The sequence below is a fragment of the Chryseobacterium paridis genome (genome assembly GCF_016595215.1).
Taxonomy (GTDB): domain Bacteria; phylum Bacteroidota; class Bacteroidia; order Flavobacteriales; family Weeksellaceae; genus Chryseobacterium; species Chryseobacterium paridis.
Genome location: NZ_JAENHK010000010.1, coordinates 105,916 through 128,102, shown reverse-complemented (window position 1 = coordinate 128,102; position 22,187 = coordinate 105,916). Strand labels below are relative to the sequence as shown.

24 protein-coding genes are annotated in these 22,187 nt (G+C 35.8%); 7 read left to right on the top strand and 17 right to left on the bottom strand.

Features of this window, described 5'->3' with window-relative positions:
* Window positions 1-90 precede the first annotated feature (90 nt).
* From JHL15_RS10440 to JHL15_RS10425, 4 genes are all read left to right on the top strand, one after another.
* Window positions 91-540, top strand: a complete 450-nt coding sequence (locus tag JHL15_RS10440; protein WP_200245593.1) for a MarR family winged helix-turn-helix transcriptional regulator — start codon at window positions 91-93, stop codon at window positions 538-540.
* 20 nt (window positions 541-560) lie between these two features.
* Window positions 561-1,409, top strand: a complete 849-nt coding sequence (locus JHL15_RS10435) for a universal stress protein (RefSeq protein WP_200245592.1) — start codon at window positions 561-563, stop codon at window positions 1,407-1,409.
* A gap of 137 nt (window positions 1,410-1,546) precedes the next feature.
* Window positions 1,547-2,476 carry a bifunctional helix-turn-helix transcriptional regulator/GNAT family N-acetyltransferase gene (locus JHL15_RS10430; RefSeq protein WP_200245590.1) on the top strand — a complete coding sequence of 310 codons (930 nt, stop codon included), beginning with the start codon at window positions 1,547-1,549 and terminating at the stop codon, window positions 2,474-2,476.
* Window positions 2,477-2,610: 134 nt separating this feature from the next.
* Window positions 2,611-3,057 (top strand): YybH family protein, encoded by a 447-nt coding sequence (locus tag JHL15_RS10425; RefSeq protein WP_200245588.1) that lies wholly within the window; start codon window positions 2,611-2,613, stop codon window positions 3,055-3,057.
* A 2-nt stretch (window positions 3,058-3,059) separates the two neighbouring features.
* On the opposite strand, the gene JHL15_RS21225 is transcribed toward JHL15_RS10425, so the two are convergent.
* From JHL15_RS21225 to JHL15_RS10385, 9 genes are all read right to left on the bottom strand, one after another.
* Window positions 3,060-3,410: a helix-turn-helix domain-containing protein gene (locus JHL15_RS21225; RefSeq protein WP_234047748.1), complete on the bottom strand. Its 351-nt coding sequence runs from the start codon at window positions 3,408-3,410 to the stop codon at window positions 3,060-3,062.
* A gap of 22 nt (window positions 3,411-3,432) precedes the next feature.
* Window positions 3,433-3,876, bottom strand: coding sequence for a DUF6597 domain-containing transcriptional factor (locus JHL15_RS21220; protein ID WP_234047747.1), 444 nt, complete (start codon window positions 3,874-3,876; stop codon window positions 3,433-3,435).
* A gap of 94 nt (window positions 3,877-3,970) precedes the next feature.
* A complete protein-coding gene (locus tag JHL15_RS10415; RefSeq protein ID WP_200245586.1) occupies window positions 3,971-5,710 on the bottom strand; it encodes a S41 family peptidase in 1,740 nt (579 codons plus the stop codon).
* A gap of 212 nt (window positions 5,711-5,922) precedes the next feature.
* Window positions 5,923-7,005: a hypothetical protein gene (locus JHL15_RS10410; RefSeq protein WP_234047746.1), complete on the bottom strand. Its 1,083-nt coding sequence runs from the start codon at window positions 7,003-7,005 to the stop codon at window positions 5,923-5,925.
* A gap of 72 nt (window positions 7,006-7,077) precedes the next feature.
* Window positions 7,078-7,944: an AraC family transcriptional regulator gene (locus tag JHL15_RS10405; RefSeq protein WP_200245582.1), complete on the bottom strand. Its 867-nt coding sequence runs from the start codon at window positions 7,942-7,944 to the stop codon at window positions 7,078-7,080.
* A 92-nt stretch (window positions 7,945-8,036) separates the two neighbouring features.
* The gene (locus tag JHL15_RS10400) at window positions 8,037-8,918 is read right to left on the bottom strand and encodes a CPBP family intramembrane glutamic endopeptidase (RefSeq protein WP_200245581.1); all 882 of its coding nucleotides are present in this window, start codon (window positions 8,916-8,918) and stop codon (window positions 8,037-8,039) included.
* A 184-nt stretch (window positions 8,919-9,102) separates the two neighbouring features.
* Window positions 9,103-9,606: an SMI1/KNR4 family protein gene (locus JHL15_RS10395; protein ID WP_200245580.1), complete on the bottom strand. Its 504-nt coding sequence runs from the start codon at window positions 9,604-9,606 to the stop codon at window positions 9,103-9,105.
* 276 nt (window positions 9,607-9,882) lie between these two features.
* Complete coding sequence (locus JHL15_RS10390) at window positions 9,883-10,353, bottom strand: hypothetical protein (RefSeq protein ID WP_200245579.1); 471 nt, start codon at window positions 10,351-10,353, stop codon at window positions 9,883-9,885.
* 216 nt (window positions 10,354-10,569) lie between these two features.
* Window positions 10,570-10,914 (bottom strand): winged helix-turn-helix transcriptional regulator, encoded by a 345-nt coding sequence (locus tag JHL15_RS10385; protein WP_200245578.1) that lies wholly within the window; start codon window positions 10,912-10,914, stop codon window positions 10,570-10,572.
* Window positions 10,915-10,998: 84 nt separating this feature from the next.
* Between JHL15_RS10385 and JHL15_RS10380 the strand changes: the two genes are divergently transcribed.
* On the top strand, window positions 10,999-11,505 hold the full coding sequence (locus JHL15_RS10380) for a dihydrofolate reductase family protein (protein WP_200245577.1): 507 nt from the start codon (window positions 10,999-11,001) through the stop codon (window positions 11,503-11,505).
* 846 nt (window positions 11,506-12,351) lie between these two features.
* Here JHL15_RS10380 and JHL15_RS10375 read toward each other — a convergent pair.
* The 5 genes from JHL15_RS10375 to JHL15_RS10355 all read right to left on the bottom strand — a co-directional run bounded on the left by JHL15_RS10375 (window position 12,352) and on the right by JHL15_RS10355 (window position 17,264).
* Window positions 12,352-13,599, bottom strand: coding sequence for an epoxide hydrolase family protein (locus tag JHL15_RS10375; protein ID WP_200245576.1), 1,248 nt, complete (start codon window positions 13,597-13,599; stop codon window positions 12,352-12,354).
* 31 nt (window positions 13,600-13,630) lie between these two features.
* Window positions 13,631-14,299, bottom strand: a complete 669-nt coding sequence (locus tag JHL15_RS10370; RefSeq protein WP_317193029.1) for an alpha/beta hydrolase — start codon at window positions 14,297-14,299, stop codon at window positions 13,631-13,633.
* Between the two features lie 37 nt (window positions 14,300-14,336).
* A complete protein-coding gene (locus tag JHL15_RS10365) occupies window positions 14,337-15,146 on the bottom strand; it encodes an MBL fold metallo-hydrolase (protein WP_200245574.1) in 810 nt (269 codons plus the stop codon).
* Window positions 15,147-15,280: 134 nt separating this feature from the next.
* A complete protein-coding gene (locus JHL15_RS10360) occupies window positions 15,281-16,120 on the bottom strand; it encodes a helix-turn-helix domain-containing protein (RefSeq protein WP_200245572.1) in 840 nt (279 codons plus the stop codon).
* Window positions 16,121-16,313: 193 nt separating this feature from the next.
* Window positions 16,314-17,264 (bottom strand): helix-turn-helix domain-containing protein, encoded by a 951-nt coding sequence (locus JHL15_RS10355; protein WP_200245571.1) that lies wholly within the window; start codon window positions 17,262-17,264, stop codon window positions 16,314-16,316.
* A gap of 89 nt (window positions 17,265-17,353) precedes the next feature.
* On the opposite strand from JHL15_RS10355, the gene JHL15_RS10350 reads away from it, so the two are divergent.
* Window positions 17,354-18,451, top strand: a complete 1,098-nt coding sequence (locus JHL15_RS10350; protein ID WP_200245569.1) for an FAD-dependent monooxygenase — start codon at window positions 17,354-17,356, stop codon at window positions 18,449-18,451.
* Window positions 18,452-18,645: 194 nt separating this feature from the next.
* On the opposite strand, the gene nadC is transcribed toward JHL15_RS10350, so the two are convergent.
* The 3 genes from nadC to JHL15_RS10335 form a co-directional block, all read right to left on the bottom strand.
* Window positions 18,646-19,485, bottom strand: a complete 840-nt coding sequence (nadC, locus tag JHL15_RS10345; protein ID WP_200245568.1) for a carboxylating nicotinate-nucleotide diphosphorylase — start codon at window positions 19,483-19,485, stop codon at window positions 18,646-18,648.
* Window positions 19,486-19,695: 210 nt separating this feature from the next.
* Window positions 19,696-20,532: a hypothetical protein gene (locus JHL15_RS10340; RefSeq protein ID WP_200245567.1), complete on the bottom strand. Its 837-nt coding sequence runs from the start codon at window positions 20,530-20,532 to the stop codon at window positions 19,696-19,698.
* A 116-nt stretch (window positions 20,533-20,648) separates the two neighbouring features.
* A complete protein-coding gene (locus tag JHL15_RS10335; protein WP_200245566.1) occupies window positions 20,649-21,617 on the bottom strand; it encodes a GlxA family transcriptional regulator in 969 nt (322 codons plus the stop codon).
* Window positions 21,618-21,750: 133 nt separating this feature from the next.
* Here JHL15_RS10335 and JHL15_RS10330 point away from each other — a divergent pair, with 133 nt between their 5' ends.
* Window positions 21,751-22,176: an SRPBCC family protein gene (locus JHL15_RS10330; protein WP_200245565.1), complete on the top strand. Its 426-nt coding sequence runs from the start codon at window positions 21,751-21,753 to the stop codon at window positions 22,174-22,176.
* The last annotated feature ends 11 nt before the right edge of the window (window positions 22,177-22,187 follow it).

Below are 22,187 nucleotides of genomic sequence, written 5' to 3'. Positions count from 1 at the left end.
ATTAGTTTTAATTCAAACTAATTTTAAGTATATTTGTTAGAGCAAGTGATGACTATTATCAAACCTCCACTATCCGTTAATTACTAACATATGTTTGCAACACAAAATAATATATCAGAATTAGCCTTAGAACTGGGATTGGCAATGAGTGAGATGAAAAGCCGTCTACGGCAGAAGATTCAAACCAAAATTAATGAATACGATCCGGATCTTTCTTTTGAACTTATTGAAATATTGGGTGTTCTTTCCCGTAATGATGGAATCAATCAGCAGGAAATAAGCAATAAAATAAGCAAAGACAAATCCAGTGTTACCTATCTGATCAACAATCTTGTAAAACGGGGACTTGTTGAGCGAATAGAATACACCAATGATCGAAGAAATAAACAAATCTTCCTTACCGTAAAAGGAAAAGAGATTGTAGAAATCGTCTATCCCTGGGCATTGGAGCTGTATGAAAAAGCAGCCAATACAATTAGTGAGGCTGAAATACAGAAAGCCCTTTTCCTGGTAAAAAAAATGACAATGAATCTCGAATAACTAAGTTTAAATTTATTAATATGAGAACAATCCTTGTACCAGTTGACTTTACCTCAACTACTGAAAATGCAGTAAAACTGGCTGCAGAATGGGCAACACAATACCAATACACACATATTATTCTTTTAAAAACTTCACAGGAATCTGAATTTGATTATCTGCATATCGCTGAAGGGCATCTCTTGGTCAATGAAGAAAATGTAAATAGCCTTATTAAAAGTACAGAACAACTTCTGAGCAAATTAACCGGTATCATAGCTGAAAAATCTCCCGATGTAAAAGTTTTAAAATCAGTAAGCGAATGGACTCTCACAAGAAGTATTAATGATCTGGTAAAAGATCAACCCTCAATTGAGCTGATCATTCTGGGAAGTGATGATCAGGCCTATTCAAGCAATAGCTTTGTTTCGGAGAATATTATAAGCATTGCAAGAACAAGTCCCGTTAAAGCATTAATTGTTCCTCACGGCTACACGTATACTACTATAAAAAACATCCTGATTCCGTGCGATGTAAATAGTATAACAAAATTGGATCGACTATTTCACCACAAATCCATTATTGAACACATGGATGTTCGGCTCATGTTTCTAAATATCCATACCAGAAAAGGCGTGGATGATAATGAAGATAAAAAGAGAGAGCTGGAAGAGTATATTCATCAATATTTAACCAAAATTCCGAGTACTATTCATTATTATTACGATGAAAATATTATCAATGGAATCCTGACTTTTGCCTCATCAAATAAAACGGATCTGATAATTGCTCTGCCGGGAAGACACAGTTTCCTTTATTATCTGGCAAGCAGAAGCATTTCAGAGGGAATTTATCAAAATGTTAATCAGCCTGTTTTAATATTAAAATAACTTCTATCTTATTTTTTTAATTTCAAAAGCCGGTTTAATACAATCATAAATAACTATAAATAAGAACGTTATAACAATATAATGCATTTTTAATGCAAAATAGTTGACAAAGTCAACTATTGATGTATATTTACATCATGAAACAAAAGTATATTGAACAAATACGAGCCTTCAACAGGTATTATACACAGGTACTGGGATTGCTCAACAAGGGTATTCTAGATGGAGACCTGGGAATTTCCGAGGTCAGAGTTATGCGTGAGATTTATTTCAATACTGCTGTAAGACCTACTGAAGTGGCTGCAACTCTGGGATTGGACAAAGGTTTTCTAAGCCGTATTCTTAAACGTTTTGAAAAATTGGGGCTGACTATTAGAAAAAAATCAGGAGAAGACAACCGTTCCAGTGTGATTAGTCTTACAGATTTAGGACGTAGCACTTATGAAAAGATCAACCGTGATTCAGACATTCAAATAGAAAATTTATTTTCAGATCTTTCTGAGCAAAACCTGAAAACGGTCATTCGGAGTATGAACACGATTGATTCTCTGCTTCATCACAGGAATAATCATGCAATTATAGATCCTGTTATTATCCGCCCTATTGAAGAAAGAGACAATGAAGCCTTGGCTGCTCTTATCCGTACAGTTTTTGAAGAGTTCGGTGCTCCTCAAGAAGGAAGTGTATATGATGATCCCAGAACAAACCAACTATATCAACTTTTTCAAGATGTAAACGCAGAGTACTGGATAGTGGAATCTAATCATGTAATTTTAGGTGGATGTGGCTTCTACCCTACCATAGGATTACCACCATCATGTGCTGAGATTGTCAAATTTTACCTTTCTGATCAATTGAGAGGAAACGGTGTTGGCCAATATTTGCTAAAAATGATTGAAGAAAGAGCAAAAAAAGCGGGTTATAAGCAACTCTATTTAGAATCTTTTGAGGTCTTTCAGGGAGCAGTAACAATGTATGAGAAATTAGAATACAAACATTTAGATAGTTCCATAGGAGACTCCGGACATTATGCAACCACTATCCATATGTTGAAGGATATATTTTAATTTAAATATTTGATATTAAAAATAATAAGCAATATTGGTAACTGCTATTATCATTTAATTATAAAAATCTATCTGTTCGCAATTTTACAATTTTTTGCTTACATCAATCGGTTACTTTGTAGAAAAAATTGACAATGAAAAAAATACTCATTATAAGTGGACTTATAGCATCAGTCTGCTTTTGTAAAGCCCAAAATACAGACATAGAACTAGAAAATGTAAGAAAAGTCATAGAATTAAGCAATGCTAACTATGCTGATCTTGCCAACAAAGGGGATGGTTCCATTCTTACCAAATACACTGAAGATGCATGCTTATTCCCTCCCGGTTCTGCTCCGGTTTGTGGACATGAACATATCTCTTCATTCTTTAAAGGCAGTCCAAAAGTAAAAGTTAAGTTTACGATCCAGCATTTGTATGGTGATCCCAAAACATGTATAACAGAGGAAAGCTTTTATGAAATGACCGATCCTGAAGGAAAGAAAATGGATGATGGAAAAGTAATTGTGATTTGGAAAAACACAAAAAACGGATGGAAGATGCATCGCGATATGTTTAGCAGCAATCATCCTATGAAGTAGTATTAAAAACCAATATTAACAGCCTGTTGAAAGTCTTTACCATTTTCAATCAGGAAACTTCGGGACTCAGAAGGAGCAATACCTGTAAATCTTTTAAATTCTTTAATACAATGGGCCTGGTCATAATACCCACATTCATAAGCGATAGAAGTCAGTGATGCCTGGGTATTAAGTACCAGATGCAGGCACCTGTTAAAACGGGTTACTGCACTAAAAGCTGCTGGGCTAAGTCCAATATTTGCCTGATACAGTTTTTGTATATATCTTTCCGAGAGTCCCGAATTCTGAGATAATCCCGATAGATCTAATGGTTGATAATCAATGGAAATCTGTTGACTAAGAGCCAGAACCATTGAAGCTTTCTTTAATCGGGTTTCATTTTTTTTTCAATTGTTTCAGAAAAAATTCTTCAAGGACTTTTATTTTACCAGCAAGTCCATCAGCTAACATGATATGCTCGTACAAAATCTTACTTTCTCCTTTCATTACATCATACATATCAGTCGCGTAATTGGTAAATTCTGATATGGGGTCGGTAAAGAACAAAGTACTGGCATGGGGATAAATCCTTGCTATAAGTACTGTAGTCCCTTTGGTAGCCATAAGTCTTGTGGGTAAAGTGATATGTCCTAATAATTCTATTGCCGGAGTGTCTTTTCTTTTACCATTAATTACAGTTGCAGCTTTCCCGGAGATATTAATGATTAAATCTACATATCCGCTGGGATAAAATACAGCATCCTCGATATCTTTCTCAATCGTAACAACAGTATAATTCTTTATGTAGGCCGCCAAACTGACCGAAGGTAGAATCTGCATAATTAAGGCAAATCAATGAGGTAATTAACTCAAATAAAGCTTGTTAAAATTATAAAAAAATTCACTTTATCTTTAATAAAATTCCAATTATTGATTACGCTCCATTGGCAAAACGAATGGCTCTCTCTAATACCTCATCTCTGTTCTCCTGAATACCCTGTATAGTAGGTTTTACTTCTATATCAGGTACAATTCCGATCCTCTGTGTTTCTGTTCCATCAAGATTATACATCCCGATTCCTGTAAAAATTGTTCGGACATTTCCCGGTAGTGAAATAGGCGCCGTTACATTACCATCAGCTCCGGCGGTCTGGCTTCCAATGATTGTAGTATTAGGTCCTGCACGAAATGCCATAAGAGTCATCTCTGCGAAGCTCTGGGTATTTTCATTACACAGAACGATAAGTTTTCCTTTATAATAATCAGAATTATCTTTTCCTATCTTAATATTACTCATGTATTCATTACTTAAATAGCTGAATTGTCCTGGTGTCGATGCATTTCCCTTGGTCATTCGGCAGAAGTCTTTCGGTTTTTCAAGAAGATATTCTCCCATTTTCATGAGAAACATATTTTCTTTCGGATAGGTTCTCATATCAATAACTATAGCCTTAGCTTTTACTGCGGTTTGCATTAGGCTATCCAGTTTTTTTACATCCAGTCTGCCTGGATGGATATAGGCAATGTTATCTTTTAGCATTTTAAAGGCGGGTTCTCCATTATCTTCTTTGAGAATAGATTCCATTAACGGAAGTGTTTTTACCTTGATCATTTTTGTCACACCGGATCTCTTCACTTCTATATCAACCTGGGGATCATTAGTTCTTAAAAGACTAACTGCAATTCTTGATAACCTGGTAGGGTCATTAGAAGCTGAAGCATATGGCAGACGTTCTTTGAGAATAGCTCCTACAGGTTTCTGGTTTATTGATATGATTTCATCACCCCGCAGGAGTTCAGTTTTATTTCCTTTCTTTTCTTCCAGACTTTCAAAAACAACAGGCTTATCTCCTACAAATACAAGATCTACTGCAGGTCTCATTTTCCCAAGAGATTCATATAATGGAGCTTCTGACCAAGCAGTAAGCACAGCATGTGAATCCTTTATTTCTGCAATCATAGATGCCAATGCCAGCTTATAGTTCATCTCATTATCGGCATTTACAAACTTCGGAATCAGTTCTTCTAAAGTTGTGTCCCAATTTTTATCAAGGGTATTTTTATAGGGATAAAAATATTCTATCATATTCCAGTATCTGTACAGGCCCAGTAATCTGAAACCTACATCAGGATATTTAAATTGAGCATAGGCCGCCTCATTCTGAAAAAAAGGAATAGGCATATCTTCTGAATATATTTTCACATAATAATTTTCTGCCTTTCTCTCTGCCTGGGAAATATTCATCAGCTTTGCACTCAGCTCGTTACCTAAAGATTTGTTGATCCATTTAAAATCAGGCCGATATCTTACTTCCTCATTTTCAGTGATGCTTGCTCTTTTAGGAAAATCTCCCAAAGACGTAGTCCAGGTAAGAAGAATTTTGTTTCTTTCTGATTCATTTTTGGCTGAAAGAACCTTTGGCATTACTTTAAAAAGTTCGTAATCCCAATTGAGTGTACCGGAGCTCGCCTTCGGATGATAATATTTCAGAAAGCCCCACACTTTTCCGAGAACTGCAAGGTCTCTGATCTGAGTGTCTGATAAATTCTGAATAGATACGGAAGATCCTTTGTCAAAGGTTTGATCTTTAGAAATATTTGTTCCCTGGCTAGTTTGAGCAAAGCTAAAAACACCGGACAGAACCATTAATAGGGTAAGGAAATAATTTTTCATAGTGTTATCATTTTTAAAGCAATCGATAGCAACCGATATACATCAAAATTACTCCATACGTACTTCTAAAAATTGTAAAATGGTAACCCCTCTGCGAAAAGCTTAATAGATCAATCCTAATGATTCATTTTTCGTCTCACCTACAAAATTCACTGTACGCTAGAATCTTCTAAGTCTTTATCTCCTCCAGTAAATAAAAAATCCTGCAATTTTTATAGAGTTGCAGGATTTTTAATCCAGATTATTTTCTTTTTAAAAAGCCCTGCCTTTAAATTTGAGCCCAATGAACCTTCTGCTAATTGCAGGTAATTACGTTTACTCTGATCTTTTTCAATTTTTACAGATCCAACAGTTTGTACATTTTTCATTTCAAGAAAATCTGTTGAACTTAAGTTATTGTCACTTAACGCTCCATCACCATATCCTGCCAGATTGGTATAATCAGCAAAAATACAATCAGAAGCCTTATAGCGTAATGTACTTCCTTTTTCTCTTACCCACACCGTAGTAGTGTTGGCTATAATGTTATGATGAAAGTCAAAATCTTCTCCCCGGGTGCTTTTTGTAGTCCAGACTCCACTGAAATAACATCCATATACCAATGAATAACGCATAACACTGCGGCTGCCACTACCTCCATCATTCTTCCAGAAAACAACAGGGTTTTTGCAGTTGAAGAAAACACAATGATCGATAACCAAACCATAACCATTGGCTATAACTCCAACATGTAATGGCAATACATCAATATTCCCGGCAAAAAGACATTGGGTTACAAGCAGATCATCTAATTTTTTCCCATCCCTCCATATGGGATAAGAACGACGTAGATTCTTACCATCCATATAAGAATAGTCAGGACTGCCTGTAAATCGTAAACCTTCAATCGTCACATGGCTAACCTCTGGTTGTATACCTCTCGCTTCTTCTCCACCCACACCTGGCTCAAGGGGCACCGCAGTTACTACAACAGGCATTTTTTGAGGAATCCAACCTGCATCATCAGGCATAATTTCCGCACGAATGGTGAGACGATTTTTAAGGGTATATTTATCATTAGTAAACATGACGGTCTGGGTTATCAGATGTATTCCCTCTGAAAGAAAGATGGTGGTAGATCCCTGATCTTTGTTTTGATTTACGCGTCTTGCGGCCTCCATAATCGTTTTTAGCGGCTGCATCTTTAGCCCCGAATTGGCATCGTTGCCAGTCTGAGGATTAACATGTAGTTCTTCTGCCTGAACCAACAATACACTTATTAAAAATAACAGGGGGCTAAGTATGTATCTTATCATATCTCTTTTTTGTGTAAAATTAGGGACATTCTTATCCTGTAAAAAGGTCATTTTATCTTTAAAATGGTCATTTTACACTTTCCTTCGGTATTGTTGTGGCGTAGTACCCGTCAGCTTCTTAAAGAAACGGTTAAAATTAGAAGGGTCTGAAAAACCAAATTCGTAAGCAATTTCTTTAGCCGATTTGTTTTGATAAAGTTGTTTTTTTATTTCCGAAACCAACTTATGATGAATCATTTGTTGTGCCGACAATCCACTAAATTGTCTGCATATTTTATTAAGAAATCCTGAGCTGATATTCAACATATGGGTGTAGGCTTCTACAGTCCGGTCACTCACAAAGTTCTTTTCCAGTAAAGACCGAAACCTATAAAAATCCGGATGAACATAAGTATCCCCCTGAATATGATAAACCTCTGCATAATATCGGTTAAGAATAACAAGTAATTGATATAAAACCGATCTGATCAGATGACTGCTATCATTCTGAAGCTGCCTGAACTCCTTCTCTATTTCATACAAAAGTTCCAGACATTTTTGAAATGAAGCCTCAGATATCTGCATGCCGGTTGGAAATGAATATTGATGGAAATATTGAAATCGATACAGGAATAATTCATCCGCAAAAAAGAGATAGAGAAAATCTTTATCAAAAAACAGAGTATAGCCTCGTACCTCTTCCTCTATTTCCCAGCAACGCACCTGCCCCGGACTTGTAAAAATAACAGTTCCAGGTGTTATCGATATCTTATTTTCGTCCAATGTAAAAGTACCTGCACCTTGCTCAATAAAAAGAATTTCGTAAAAACTAAGCTGATGTAACGTGTTATCTAGTATAAAATGATTCAGACTTTCGATACGTCCAATATCTAATAACAATTCCAAACCATACTTATAGGGAAGAAAATGATATGTTTTAATTTTTGTAAGCGGTTCCATTTCTTCTTGCACTAAGGATGTCTAAGAATATATTTTTCAAACATTTATTATGAACTAAGGATATACTGTAAATGAATCCTGATTGAAATCGATCACTTTGATGAAGTTAAACCAGGCAATTCCTTACGTCTAGACCAAAAGTAAATAGCCAATAAAATACTGACTATCGGAACAGCCATACCGAACTCTCCTGTAAAATATTTTGTATGAGGATATTCAATAGTAATAGGATCGAAGAACCCCTGAATAAACAAATTATGGCTTGCATGCAGTACAACAGCTGTCCATAAACTGTTTGATTTTAACCGAAACCAGGTAAATATAAAACTTGCAGCTGTTATGGCCGCCGTAAATGTGACAAGCGAAAACCAGGAAGGTGCTCCATGGTTGTAACTTCCGAAAAGGATAAGAGGGAAATGCCACAAAGCCATAATTATACCGGCAATTAAAGACGTTCTGGTATAACTTTTTGTCTGATCAGCCAACTCCGGTATTAAAAACCCTCGCCACCCGATTTCCTCACCCAAAGCCGTGGACATACTTGCAATCATCCCAATACTGCCCTGTAAGAGCAAAAATAATATAAGAAAGACATTAGCAGGTATTTTTTCCCACCCTAACTCATGGGCCATTTGCTCGATATAGACTTTGTTATAAAAACCTCCGCCACCGCATAACCATACTGCAGAATAAGCAACTAATCCATAAAGTAGAGGGACTAAAAAAGACCATAGGATATACTTGTAGTTTCCCCATTGCCATGCCAGATCAGAGATATTTCTTCCTAGTATTTTGCAGGTAATATAAGCTGCAAGTGCCGGACACCACATAATCCCATACCCATATACACGATTACCAAAAGGTCCTGTAGTCCCCGAATTGGCAGTCAATATCCACACTATGGAACTTAAAATGAATGTAATTGTCAAAAAAACAATAATTGCCCTAAGACCTGAACTCTTACTATTAGCCATATTTACGATTTGAATTAATAAAAAATTCTACACCGTTAAATTACTAGTTTATTAAAAATATTAATACCTTTTTTTCATATTACATAACAAATACTTAATCAAGCCCTATTTATTTGATATAATAAAAGATTATCCCTTTTATAAATTAGAAAAATGAATAAAGGACCTTATATTCGTCATTACTCTAATCTGTCCAATCTCCAGGATCAAAAGGTTCAAAATTTCTTTCTTTAAAAGGTTCGGTTAATGTACCCGAAGAGCAAAGCCAATCAATCAGGTCACCCAGTTTTTCACCTACCTTAAAAATAATTTCTTCCTGCCTTGGTAGTATGTAGTATGCATTATTTAAAAATATAATTTCGTCACCCGCAAATGTGTCACCAATCCTTATTGAATTTAATACCTCTTCTTTTATTAAAACATCTTTTCCTTCATCCCAGAACCAGTACTCTGTTATTCTGGCTTTCCAGTTAAGCAGGCTTTCCCATATTCTTTTTGGTAGATATATCCTGATATAGGTTCCTCCTAATATTCCATTGCCATAAGTAAGAACATATTCTTTATAATCATTTTCAAAAGTCACATTCAAAAGTCCTTCATAATAAGCGATTTCCTCTATTGTCGTTAAGAATAGGTCGCTCTTTGATGTAAACATATTGGGGACGATACTATAATTCTTAAAATCCATCAGCTTTAAATGTTTGTTTTATTTTATTAGCAATAATACTGAAAAGCCTACTTTTTAAACTTAAAATCATTTATATATTCAACTTTAAGCTCTTAAAAACTATACGACAGATATTCGACCTAACCTTATTTTTTTGAAGTAACATTAATTTTAGGAATAAAAATACCAAAGACAATGGCTATTCGTAGCTCCTGTATCATTTGCAGAGACTGAGGAATTGGCACCCCAAACTATTACAATGAGTAGTTTCCAAAATGCTCAAAAAGTTTAAAAAAATTATTTTACCAGAGACCAAATTAAAACACCAATACCTGCGTAAGCGGCAACCGTAATAATATCAGCAATAGGTTGTGAAAAGCGTTTCTCAGCAATTCTCTCGGCATTGATCTGGCTCTTATGGAACTTCAGAATTTTTTTAGGATTATGAACCGGGTGTGCAACCAGACTATCACTTTCCCATCGGTCAACTATTACTTTATAGGTCTTACCATCAACCTCAATTCTAACATTTTTACTAGGTGCAAGCTTATCCTGAACATTGATCGGAGCTGGCGTTTGCTGTAAATTCATGTTTTGGGATTCAGCTACCGGGCTTTTCGTTTGTGGAGAAGCCGTATTTGCAAGAGGTGCATTCTTCTTAGATTCACGTTTATTGTCGTTTGCTGTATCCGGTTGTTTTTTAACCTGGTAGGTATAGCAACTCACAAGAGAAAATAATATAATGATAAAATAAAGATTCTTTCGCATTAGCCAAATTTAAGAATTAAACGGAATATTCAGTATTTTCTTTTGAAAGATCCCTTTTTTTTTAAAATTCATCTGCTTTTTTATACACCCCGACTACTTGTACGATTTACCAAATTCATACTAAAACTACTGATAAACCTTATCAAATAAAAAATTTGATAAATATGTAGGCAACAAAAATCTAATAAAAGCCTTCTGGTTAATGATAGGCCTAGATTACTTCTCTTTTATTTTTTGTCTATGTTTCAAACCAAAATTAAGTAAAGCTTCAATGACTGGATGAACTTCCTCCATGTATTCAGTAGGGCTATAAGAAACCGTAACCGGTTTTGTATTATTGACAGTTCGGGTAATCAGTAAATTGTCTTCCAATTCCTGTAACTCTTTTGATAAAACTTTTGGTGTTATGCCCACAGAATTTTCCAGCAAATCAGTAAATCTCATGACTTTATAATGATATAAATTATGTAAAATACAAAACTTCCATTTGCCGCTCAATAGCTCGATGGCATCTTTTATAGCCAGTATCTTTTCTTTATTAATGTCTTTTTTTTCGATCATAAATAGTGACTTTCCTGGAGGAAATGAATAGTAAATATAAAGCAAATATCTAATAGTTTTGTTCGACAATAAAAATCATTAGGAATGAAAGTAACATTAATCGCAAATATTTCGGCCAATGGAAAAGTCTTATTATCTGACAATCCACATCATCAATTACCTCCCGAAGCCATGGGATTTTATCTGGAATTTGCAAAACAAGTGGGAAACCTTGTCATAGGACTAAAAACCTTTGAAAATTTCCAGAATTTTCCACAAGAAGTTCGTCAACTTTTTGATGGAATAGAAATCATAGTATTGACTAATACAACGAGTACATTAGAAGGTTACAAGACTGTTGGAAGTCCAGAAGAAGCCATTGAATACATGTCAGCAAAAGGATTACACGAAATCGCAATCGGCGGCGGAACAGGTACTTTTAACGCTTTTATAGACAAAGATCTGGTAACTGATATTTATTTCAACATCAATCTGTTAATAACCGGTGTTGGGGGCATTTTGGGAACTAACAGCGAATTGAATTCAAAATTTAAATATAAAGAACATACAATTAAGGATGGTTTTATTCAGCTCCATTTGGCTAAGGAATAATATTTAGAAGCGTACAATGATAAAAATCAAAGATTTTTAAAACTTAAGTGTACTTCTTATGCAGCATAAATTGAACTTAAAAAGGCTAAAGTGGTTTAAAACTTTTGTGCCTTTGTGGTTTTGTTTTTTACCACAGATTGACACAGATGTTTGTGCTTATTTTTTAGTTCTCGCAGATTACACAGATACCGCAGATCTTTTATTTTTATCTATGATAAAAATCCTTGCCTTAAAAACACAACAACTTTCAAAAAGCTTTGAGTCACTTGCGTTTAATTATTTTAATTAATCAAAGAAGTCAATCTCTTCCAATCAATGTCATTTCGACGACAGGAGAAATCTCTTAATATTCTTAATCCCTTATCTTCTCTTAATGGTTAAATTTTGGGGAAAGAACATTTAATTTTGGTTCTCGCAGATTACACAGATACCGCAGATCTTTTATTTTTATCTACCATAAAAATCTTTGAGTCTCAATTGCAAAAAGCTTTGCACCTCTTGCGTTTAACTATTTTAATCAATCAAAGAAGTCAATCTCTTCCAATCAATGTCATTTCGACGACAGGAGAAATCTCTTAATATTCTTAATCCCTTATCTTCTCTTAATGGTTAAATTTTGGGGAAAAGAACATTTAATTTTGGTTCTCGCAGATGACACAGGTACCACAGATCTTTTATTTTTATCGTAGATAAAAATCCTTGCGCCTTAAAAACACAACAACTTGCAAAAAACTTTGCGTCCCTTGCGTTTAACTATTTTAAGTTGTCAAAGGGTAGCTTCGCTGATGAAGCTTATTTAAAAAAATTTAGATAGGTGCATTGTCAAATAGCCGCTTATAATACTGTTTAATCTAATCCTGAGAAGAAATTTATAATATCTTTTGAAAGTAATTCCGGTTGTTCCACGGCAGCAAAGTGGCCACCAGCAGGCATTCTGGTCCAAGATTGAATATTAAACCCTTTTTCAACATATGACTGAGGTGGAGTGGGCAATTCTTTTGGAAATTGAGCAAAGGCTACCGGCACTTTTACATAATCATTCTCTTTAAATACCAATGGCTTTTTACTGTTTTCGTTGTAAATCCGCATAGAAGAATGTATGGTTTGCGTTATCCAGTATAAGGTAACATTCGCAAGCAGCTCGTCTTTGGTAAAAGTATTTTCAATATATCCACCATTATCACTCCAGCCTTTGAACTTTTCAACGATCCATGCACATAATCCAACAGGAGAATCATTGAGTCCATATGCAGCTGTCAATGGTTTCGTAGCATGCATATGAGCATATGCACCTTCCCTTGCAGACCATTCTGATCCGGTTTTTTGAAAAGCTAATACCTCATCAGAAAGCTTTTCGTCATCTGCCAGGTAGGGCTTATAAGAACCAGAGATATAGTTGAGGTGCAAACCCATCATATGAGATGAATATTTTAAAGACAACCAGGTGCTGATCCCCGAACCTATATCGCCACCTTGTGCTCCATATCGTGGATACCCTAATTCCAACATTAATTTATGCCAAATATCAGCAACAAATTCGCTGTTGCAACCGGGATCAGTAATTTTGCCAGAAAAACCAAATCCTGGAACAGACGGGATAACCAAATTAAAAGAGAAATCAGGGTCTTCAGTCAATAGAGGTATCAATTTCATCATTTCCAGAAATGATCCTGGCCATCCATGGGTAATGATCAATGGTATCGATCGCTTACCCTTTCCTTTGATATGCATAAAATGAATCTGATGGCCATCAATATCAGCCATGAAATTGGGATAAGAATTGATTTCAGCTTCAACTTTTCGCCAATCAAATGTTGTCTGCCAATAGGTTGTTAGTTCTTTCAAATAAGTAAGATCAGTACCATAATTCCAATCAGATCCTGTTATCTGATCTGGCCATCGGGTTAGATTTAATCTTAATTTTAGATCCTCCAGAACTTGTTGTGGAACATTGACTGAGAATGGTTTAATCATATTGTTAGGTGTTGGCATTTTTAGAAATAAATGATTTGTCTTTGTAATCAAAGGTAACGAAATACCGATAAAGGCTAAGCTACTCTTTTTAATTAATTCCCGTCTGGTTAGCTGTTTCATTGTCAAAAATTGAAATAATTCCAGGTTTAATTTATTCGCATGATTTTGCCGCTTCAAGAATCAACTGAGCCACCTCTTGTGGTTTGGAAGCTAATGAAAAATGACTGGCTTCTAAATAGATTATCTTTTCAGGATTCATTCTTTCTGCCATTTCTCTCTGCGTTTCTGGCAAAATCATATGATCGTTTGAAGACACCTGATACCAGGTTGGTTTATTCCTCCAGGCAGGATCGCCCATTACACTACCAAAACATTGACTATGAATTGGTTTTTGTGCCAAAGACGCTACTAAGGCATCAGTTTCATTTACATCATGACAAAAACTTTTACGGTATTCATCATATGTAATCCATAAAAAGCCTTTGCTATCACGATATATGCTTGCTCTTCCGGATGGTTGCTCTGTCTTTTGTGCGGATATACTTCCTAAACTCTCTCCTTTGTCTGGTGCGAATGCTGCAATATAAACCATACCCACCACCTTATCATTATTTCCGGCACCAGAAATTACGGCTCCCCCGTATGAATGACCTACCAGCAAAACCTTCCCGTCTTGCGCATCAATTAAATCGTTTGTTTTTTCAATATCGTCCTCTAAGGAAGTTAGGGGATTTTGAACACTTCTGACTTTATATCCTTCTTTGTGTAACAACGGAATAATATGTCTCCAATTAGAACCGTCCGACCATGCTCCATGCACCAATACAATGGTTAAATCTTTTGTTTCCATTTTTTGATTATTTTAAAAGTTCAAACCAATCACCAGGTTCTTTAATCATAATACCTGGATCCAAATTCGTTAAACTGATACCCAATCGCTCTACTGCGTTTGGAGTCTCGACATAGACAGGGGGTTGATGCATGGTACCATAATGCATGGGAACCACAAAATCAGCCCTAAGAATATTTGCCGCTACAGCAGCTTGCTCTGGATTCATTACCGCCTCAATGGAACTCATTGGCCTTAGTGGTGGAAAATCTACAACGGGTGCATTGATCGGTAAGAATGCAATGTTGATCGGACCAAATCGGTGAAAAATCTTCCACCACAAACCATGATACAAGGTATCTCCGGCATGAAAGATTCTCAATCCCCCACACTCTATAATCCAGCTCAACTGTGGATCTCCAAACCCATCAACAGCAGGTGCTGAAAAAATCCGAAACGGCCCGATTTTTCTTTCTTCCCACTCCCCGATTATTTCAGTCTTGAGCCCATATTTTTTGAGTTCCATCTCCGTATGCGTTGTCAAAACCATATCAGCATCGTTGCCTCTGGCCGCAGTCGGCCTAAAAACGGGCGCATCTTTGCGAAGTGCCACACTTAATGCCTTAGCATCTGCGTGGTCACTATGTAAATGTGTTAATAACGCAACTGAAGCCGCGCTTGGTTGAGAAGATGCCGGAAAGTGCTCCTCAGGATTATGGATCACCGCTAACGGGGAAATATCCAGAACATAATCTATTAAAAGTGTTTCTCCTGCGCATTCAATTTCTACTCCGGCCCAACCCAGCCGTCGTATTCTGACTCTTTTTTTATTGTCCATGATGTTTTCTCATTTTTTATTGAAGAGACAAATGTGCGGGTAAAAAAGAGGACATTGATAGGCAGATATTCCTTAAAAGTTAGCAATTCTTCCTGTATTTGATATATGAAAATATGATCGGAATGTAAAAGGGTTTATTTATTCTGCAATGTGAATTTATCACGGTATTGAATGGGAGATATGCCTTCTCTATTGCGAAAAAAACGACTAAATGTCTGGATATCATTGTAGCCCAATTGATAGGCAATTTCCTTGATTGAAGAGTTGCTGTAATTAAGCTGCCTTCTGGCATGGATCATAATCCTATCATGAATAATCTCACGTGGAGTACGTTTTAGGATCGTAGAAAACAAATTGGCCAGTGTTTTTGGTGATTTGTTTAATTTTGATGCATAAAAAGCAACATCATGATGCTGAAGGAAGTGAGAATCTACCAGATAGTTAAACTCTCTGATGATATCCAGTTGCTTTTTCTCCACGCCTTCTAAATAGGTAGATTTGCTTAAAATTCTTACAGAGAGAATAAGCATTCTTTTAAGCATCGTTTCCAACATTTCTTTTTTCAGGAGACTTTCCTTATGCATCTCTTTACAGAAAATTTTCCATGAGGTCTCAAAATCTTCAGCTTCACTTTCATTTAAAACCAACCTTGGAACGTGTCTTGCGCTATAAAATAACAAACCTTTGCTCCCCACCTGACTATCCTGATCAATCATACAGAAAAAAGGTTTATTGAACCGGATCATTCGAGCACTGGAAAGTTGTACATGATCGATTTTGTGAAATTCAGTTAAAAAGATAATCTCATTTTTTGAAAGCTGATAGGGAACGCTATCAATGGTTATTGCTAAACTATCTGCGGTATTCCAGATAAAAGTTTTGTCCATTTTCTGAGCACGAAAAACATGAGCCTGATTTTCACGATCAAGTTCACTAAGGCTGAGAAATTCATTCGAGTCATTTTCGAAAACCATGATTACAAATATAACTTCGTTTTTGAAATTGTCAGATATTCCAAGGTAATTGGCTTGGGTGGAAAAAAACCTTCATGGTCACATTTTACACACCCTATCATCAACTAAAGTTTTAACAAATGTATTAAAAATGAAAATCAAATAATTATTGAGAATTGGTCAATTAAATTATCTTTGCCACAAATCCCTTTTTTCACATCAGTTCTTTGCTGTATTTTTTAGGCTTCTTCCCAATATTCTTTTCAAATACTCTTGAAAAATGACTGAGATTCTCAAATCCCATTTGATAGCCCACTTCCGATACGGATAATTTTTCATCCCGTAAAAGCCGTGCAGCTTCTTTCATACGTACATTTTGATAATAATCGTAAATACCCATTCCAAAAACCTGCGTGAAAAGTTGACGCATTTTTAATTCATTCATCCCTGCAACTTGCTTTAACTGTGCGATAGGAACTGGTTTGTCTAATGACGAAATTAGGGTATCCCTTACACTGTAAATAGCTTTTATGTCCTTACTGTTTAGTTTTTGATGAACAGATTTTTCCCGCTTATTCAAGCTTTGAAACAAATAAAAAAGCAGCTCAATTGTTTTCAGCTTGTAATAGTAACTGTTTAGTCCGGTAGGTTCTTCTTTTTTTACGATGTCATTTATTGTTCGAAGAATATCGTCCGTCATCATTTCTTCAATCAAAAATTGATTGCCATTGTCGAATAAGAATGGGAAATGCTCAACATCATCATTCAGAAAGCTTTTTAGATAATCGGCACTGATAAACACAGAAACCACTTTTACATGCCAGTTTTTTCTGAAAATGCTTGTATGTGGAAGTTCTGAGGGAAATATGCGAACGTATGGCGGCTTTTCGGGTGTTTTTAATTTTCCTTTTCCGTTCGTGGGTTCATCATCAAATACATTATGGAAAAAAAAGCGGATGCTGTTTTGAATTTGCTTCGGTGGTGTAGTTTGCCGTGAGAATGTTTTCTTTACTTTATAAGAAGCTATAAATAATGCAAAGTCAGGTAAAAAATCGAAATTTTTCTGAAAGTGCATATCTATATTTTGCTCCATGTTCTCTCCAATATCATAACCGATTTTATTCGCAAATTGAAGAAAGTCTTGTCCATTGCCTTCTGTTTCCATAATTTTTACGACTATTTTTATAAGTTATTGAATTATTTTATTCGTAAAAATACTAACAATTTTGTATTGTAAAACAAAAAATAAAAATTATGAAAAAGCAGGTTTTAATATCAGGTGCAAGTATTGCCGGATTGACCCTGGCCTATTGGTTAAACAGATTCGGGTATAAGGTAACCATTGTCGAAATTTCAAAAGGGTTGAGAAGAGGCGGCTCTCCCATTGATGTAAGAGGAGATGCCTTAAACGTTGCAAAGGAAATGGGCATACTGGAAAAAATAAAAGCGAAAGAATTTTTGCATGTCGATGAAATTGTAAATGCCAAAAATGAAACAATCGTTACATTTTCATTAAATGCCCAAGCCGAATATCTTGGTGATATTGAAATTCATCGCGATGATCTGGTAGATATACTTTATGAAAACATTCCAAAAAATGAAGTAGATATTCTATTTGAAAACAGAATTGATACCTTAGTTCAGTATGAAGATCGGGTTGAAGTCACTTTTAAAAATGGAGCTAGCGGTAGTTTTGATTTTGTTTTTGGTGCTGATGGAACGCACTCTGCTGTAAGAAAAAAAATATTTGGAGAAGAAGAGAATTATTCAAAGTTTTTTGGTGAATATTTTGCTTTTGCTGAAGTACCATCCATTAAAACCAAACCCAATACGGGAGTGCTATATAACGAGCCTCGTAAGTTTGCGGCGCTCTACCCATTTAAGAATACGGTGAATGCTATTCTTGTTTTCAGATCTCCTAAGCTCAGTTTTGATTACAGAAACCAGGAACAACATAAACAGATACTGAAAGAAACTTTTCAAAACTGTTCATGGAGAATACCGGAAATTTTAGATACGATGCTTCAATCCGATAATTTATACTTTGATGAAGTTTGTCAGATTCATATGCCTTCCTGGACTAAAGGACGTATTGCATTGGTGGGTGATGCCGCACACGCAGCGAGCTTTCATACAGGAATGGGTACAAGTTTAGCAATGCAAGGAGCATCTATTTTAGCAAAGGAATTGTCTTCAAATGATGATTACATAACTGCATTTGCAAAATACGATGAAACATACAGACCGTTTGTTGAAAGTGTACAGGCAAAAATCCATCGTGGAATAGCTTATTTAGTCCCTGAAACAGAAGAAGCCATCCAGGAGGCCTACAAACGTTTTATGGTAAAATAGATAAATAGACTGGCAAACATTAAATTCTATATTCAGCATACTTTTTCTTACCATGAAAATTATAAAGAAATTTCAAGTAATTTGAAAATAGAATTAATATTAACTCTTTAAAAAATCGAATAAAACAAAGACCTACTGGTTTTCAGTAGGTTTTATTTTATATCTGTAGATAACGAATTCAAAATGTTTCTACATTATACCAATTGTGCTTTTAAGCTCAGGTCCATGCTCACTGCCCTATTTGTGATTGCGCCCAAGGATACATAATCAACACCCGTGCGTGCGTAAGAGAGGATGTTATCGAGAGTGATTCCACCTGATGCTTCAGTCTCATATCTGCCGCCTATTATTTCAACAGCCTCTTCCACTAGTTCCGGCGAATAGTTATCGAGCATAATGCGGTACACGTTGCCCGTTTCCAGTACTCGGCGAACATCATCCAGGTTCCGGGTTTCTACCTCTATTTTCAGGTCGAGATTGTTGATCGTCAGATATTCATTGGTCTTCTTTATAGCCTTCTCAATACCTCCGCAAAAATCGATATGGTTGTCCTTGAGCATGATCATATCATACAACCCCATGCGGAGATTGTATCCGCCACCTATGCGTACAGCTTCTTTCTCAAATTCACGGAACAACGGCGTGGTCTTTCGGGTGTCGAGTATTTTGGTTTTAGTCCCTTTTATTTTATCAACATACCTATTGGTAAGGGTGGCAATTCCGCTCATGCGCTGCATGCAATTCAACACCAGGCGTTCGGCTTTTAGTATGGTGTGCACACTGGCTTCAACTGTAAATGCTGTTTCGCCGTTGTTCACCACATCGCCGTCTTTTTTATAAAGGGTAAATTTTGCACCTTCTTCCAAATAATGGAAAATTTCCTGTGCCACCTGCATACCTGCCAGTATCCCGTCTTCCTTTATTTTGAGTACCGCTTTACCTTTTGCATCGGCCGGGATGGATGCCAGTGTAGAGTAATCGCCGCTGCCCACATCTTCCAAAAATGCTTCGGCAATGAATTCCTGTGTTGTCATTTGTTTTAGTATTTTCAGATGTAAAATTAGTACATATTATTGGCTTAATGATAATAATTCTCTAACCGTAAAGACTTTAAACCAATGAATAATTCTGATGCTTAAAGAGAGCTCAAACACCGAAACTATTGATGTTAATTTTTTAAGCATTTTGATTGACAAAAAAAGATTCATTTAACAAAATCCGTCACCAAAAAATAAAAATCAATTCTATTTTTTTTGAGACCAAGCCCAAAAAGCAGAGGTTAATATTCCTAAAGCTAAAAACTCTAATGTAAATTGGATTTCACTAGCTACAGCTGAAGTGAATTTGAGTTTGAGATAAGGTGTAAAAAGGAAAAGTGGAAATAATGCTCCTTTGATTAAGCAGATTAAAATTCCTATTGAAACTACTTTCTGCCAGGCTTTCCCAGCAATATTATCCCAAATGTAATATACTATTACAAATGCAGCAATAACGGGTTCTGCAAAAGTCAGATAAGCGGGTACGAGTACGTGCCAACCATAAGGCAGTTCATAAATAGCCTCATGTGCCAGATGTGAATAAGAGGCAATAATAGGAGCAAATAACGAGTTAAGCATAGGCTCAACTATAAACTGAAAAAGGCAGGTTATTAAAATTGAAACCATAAACAGTTGCCATTTCTTTTTAATAAAAAAGTTGCTAATTACCAATGCAAAAGCTAAAATTAAATACCCTAAAAGTTGTGGCCCGGCCTTTATAAATGGAAATATCCAGGATGTTGTTACTACACCTTCCATTAAGTTCGCACGAATAAGTACTTCTTTTAGCATTGAATACAATAAAAAAACAATAATAGATTGTATTATAATTGATTTCTTAGACAATTTATCTTTAGCCAAATAATAAAAAATAAAAAGTGCTAATATAGATAACCACTTATTTAGCAGTCTTGGAATTAAAGGTACTCCTGAGTTGTCTGGATATTGGACACCAATGACTTGAAGCATTACAATATGGATACTCAAACTGACCAAAATTGCTATGATAAATCCTGAAAATAAAATGATACTTTTTTTAGCCATAATTTAATTATTACATTTTAAACACTTTTAGCTATTATCAATTCCAATTTAATGAGATTTACTACGAGAATCTATATCGTAGTACTGCCGCTTATTATACACAGAACTTGCTGCTCTTAATAAACTTTGGCAAACTTATTCCGGTACTCAATAGGCGTAAGTCCGGTGATTTTTCTGAAAATATCGCGAAATGCCTTCGTATCTGTATAGCCTACCTCATACATTACTTCGGAAACATTTTTTCGTGATGCTTCAAAAAACTTTTTGGCAGCCTCTATCCTTACCCGCTGTATATATTCTACAGGCGTATTGTTGGTAGCATCTTTAAACCTTCTTTCAAACGTACGGCGTCCTATACCGGCATATGTCGCAAGATCTTCAACCGTTATTTTCTCTTCATAATGTTCCTCTATAAAATCCTGAACTTTTTTAATCTGTTCATCTATATGACTTCTCTGACCACGGAAAATGGCAAATTGAGACTGGTTATCTCTGCTTATGTCCAGCGCAAAATATTTTGAGATCATAATAGCAGTTTCCCTGTCTGAATATTTTTCTACAAGGTATAATATCAGGTTCCATAAGCTGCTGGCTCCGCCACTACTGTAAATATTATCATGTTCTGTTATAATAGCACCGTCTTCCACTTCTATCTGTGGATACCTGTTTTTAAACTCGTTGATATAAGCCCAATGAGTGGAACATTTACTGCCGTCCAGAAGACCTGTTTCTGCAAGAAGGAAGGCTCCGACACATAAGCTGGCAAGACTTGTCCCTCCGAAATAAAGTTTCCTGAAATAAGGAATTGCATCTGCATTAGCTGCTATACCTTCATCCATCTCCCCAAAAGTAGGAGGAATAATAAGCAGATCAGTATGAGTAACATTCTGAAGGAGTCTGTTTGTCTTTATCGTATACTCCCCGCTATTAGCCGGAACATACTCGGTTAATCCTACATACTCTACTTTAAAAATGGGCTTTTTCCCAAACACGGAAAGAAACTCATTGGCAGTATGAAAAGTCCTGAATGCCGGGGTTATGGCTTCTATCGTTCCATATTGAGGAACAAAAACTGATATCTGCATACCTTTTATTTTGTGGTAAAGATACTTATATTTTTTGTCGTAATCCACCCCTTAAGTTGTCGTTTTTGCAACAGTCTTATTTTTATTATCCATACGATCTTTGTCATAACAATAACAACAAAAAATTAAAGCAATGAAAAAACAAGAAAAAATCAAGGTACAAGCTGAAATTAATGCTCCTGTGGAAAAAGTTTGGAAAATGTGGAATTCGCCGGAAGACATTATGAACTGGAACTCAGCAGACCCAAGCTGGCATTGTCCGAGCAGTAATAATGATCTCCGGGTAGGTGGTACATTTACCAACCGAATGGAAGCCAGAGATGGAAGTTTCGGTTTCGATTTCTCCGGTATCTATGATAAGGTTGAGCAAAATAAGGAAATAGCTTATACAATGGCCGACGGAAGAACAGCTTCTACTATCTTCAATATGCAGGACGAAAAAACATTGATAACAACAAGCTTTGATCCTGAAACCCAGAATGATCCTGAATTTCAGAAGCAAGGCTGGCAGGCCATTCTAAATAATTTTGTAAAATATGCAGAATCACCTAATAATTAATAAATCCAAAA

Excerpts from the sequence above, each read along its gene's own strand:
- JHL15_RS10430 (WP_200245590.1), top strand. The coding sequence starts at position 1,547 with ATGAAACAAAAGTATATTGAACAAATACGAGCCTTCAACAGGTATTAT.
- JHL15_RS10335 (WP_200245566.1), bottom strand. The coding sequence starts at position 21,617 with ATGCAGATATCAGTTTTTGTTCCTCAATATGGAACGATAGAAGCCATA.
- nadC (WP_200245568.1), bottom strand. The coding sequence starts at position 19,485 with ATGACAACACAGGAATTCATTGCCGAAGCATTTTTGGAAGATGTGGGC.
- JHL15_RS10360 (WP_200245572.1), bottom strand. The coding sequence starts at position 16,120 with ATGGTTTTCGAAAATGACTCGAATGAATTTCTCAGCCTTAGTGAACTT.
- JHL15_RS21220 (WP_234047747.1), bottom strand. The coding sequence starts at position 3,876 with ATGCAGATTCTACCTTCGGTCAGTTTGGCGGCCTACATAAAGAATTAT.
- JHL15_RS10385 (WP_200245578.1), bottom strand. The coding sequence starts at position 10,914 with ATGATCGAAAAAAAAGACATTAATAAAGAAAAGATACTGGCTATAAAA.
- JHL15_RS10350 (WP_200245569.1), top strand. The coding sequence starts at position 17,354 with ATGAAAAAGCAGGTTTTAATATCAGGTGCAAGTATTGCCGGATTGACC.
- JHL15_RS21225 (WP_234047748.1), bottom strand. The coding sequence starts at position 3,410 with ATGGTTCTGGCTCTTAGTCAACAGATTTCCATTGATTATCAACCATTA.
- JHL15_RS10435 (WP_200245592.1), top strand. The coding sequence starts at position 561 with ATGAGAACAATCCTTGTACCAGTTGACTTTACCTCAACTACTGAAAAT.
- JHL15_RS10400 (WP_200245581.1), bottom strand. The coding sequence starts at position 8,918 with ATGGCTAATAGTAAGAGTTCAGGTCTTAGGGCAATTATTGTTTTTTTG.
- JHL15_RS10365 (WP_200245574.1), bottom strand. The coding sequence starts at position 15,146 with ATGGACAATAAAAAAAGAGTCAGAATACGACGGCTGGGTTGGGCCGGA.
- JHL15_RS10425 (WP_200245588.1), top strand. The coding sequence starts at position 2,611 with ATGAAAAAAATACTCATTATAAGTGGACTTATAGCATCAGTCTGCTTT.
- JHL15_RS10415 (WP_200245586.1), bottom strand. The coding sequence starts at position 5,710 with ATGAAAAATTATTTCCTTACCCTATTAATGGTTCTGTCCGGTGTTTTT.
- JHL15_RS10440 (WP_200245593.1), top strand. The coding sequence starts at position 91 with ATGTTTGCAACACAAAATAATATATCAGAATTAGCCTTAGAACTGGGA.
- JHL15_RS10330 (WP_200245565.1), top strand. The coding sequence starts at position 21,751 with ATGAAAAAACAAGAAAAAATCAAGGTACAAGCTGAAATTAATGCTCCT.
- JHL15_RS10355 (WP_200245571.1), bottom strand. The coding sequence starts at position 17,264 with ATGGAAACAGAAGGCAATGGACAAGACTTTCTTCAATTTGCGAATAAA.
- JHL15_RS10405 (WP_200245582.1), bottom strand. The coding sequence starts at position 7,944 with ATGGAACCGCTTACAAAAATTAAAACATATCATTTTCTTCCCTATAAG.
- JHL15_RS10375 (WP_200245576.1), bottom strand. The coding sequence starts at position 13,599 with ATGAAACAGCTAACCAGACGGGAATTAATTAAAAAGAGTAGCTTAGCC.
- JHL15_RS10410 (WP_234047746.1), bottom strand. The coding sequence starts at position 7,005 with ATGATAAGATACATACTTAGCCCCCTGTTATTTTTAATAAGTGTATTG.
- JHL15_RS10395 (WP_200245580.1), bottom strand. The coding sequence starts at position 9,606 with ATGGATTTTAAGAATTATAGTATCGTCCCCAATATGTTTACATCAAAG.
- JHL15_RS10380 (WP_200245577.1), top strand. The coding sequence starts at position 10,999 with ATGAAAGTAACATTAATCGCAAATATTTCGGCCAATGGAAAAGTCTTA.
- JHL15_RS10390 (WP_200245579.1), bottom strand. The coding sequence starts at position 10,353 with ATGCGAAAGAATCTTTATTTTATCATTATATTATTTTCTCTTGTGAGT.
- JHL15_RS10340 (WP_200245567.1), bottom strand. The coding sequence starts at position 20,532 with ATGGCTAAAAAAAGTATCATTTTATTTTCAGGATTTATCATAGCAATT.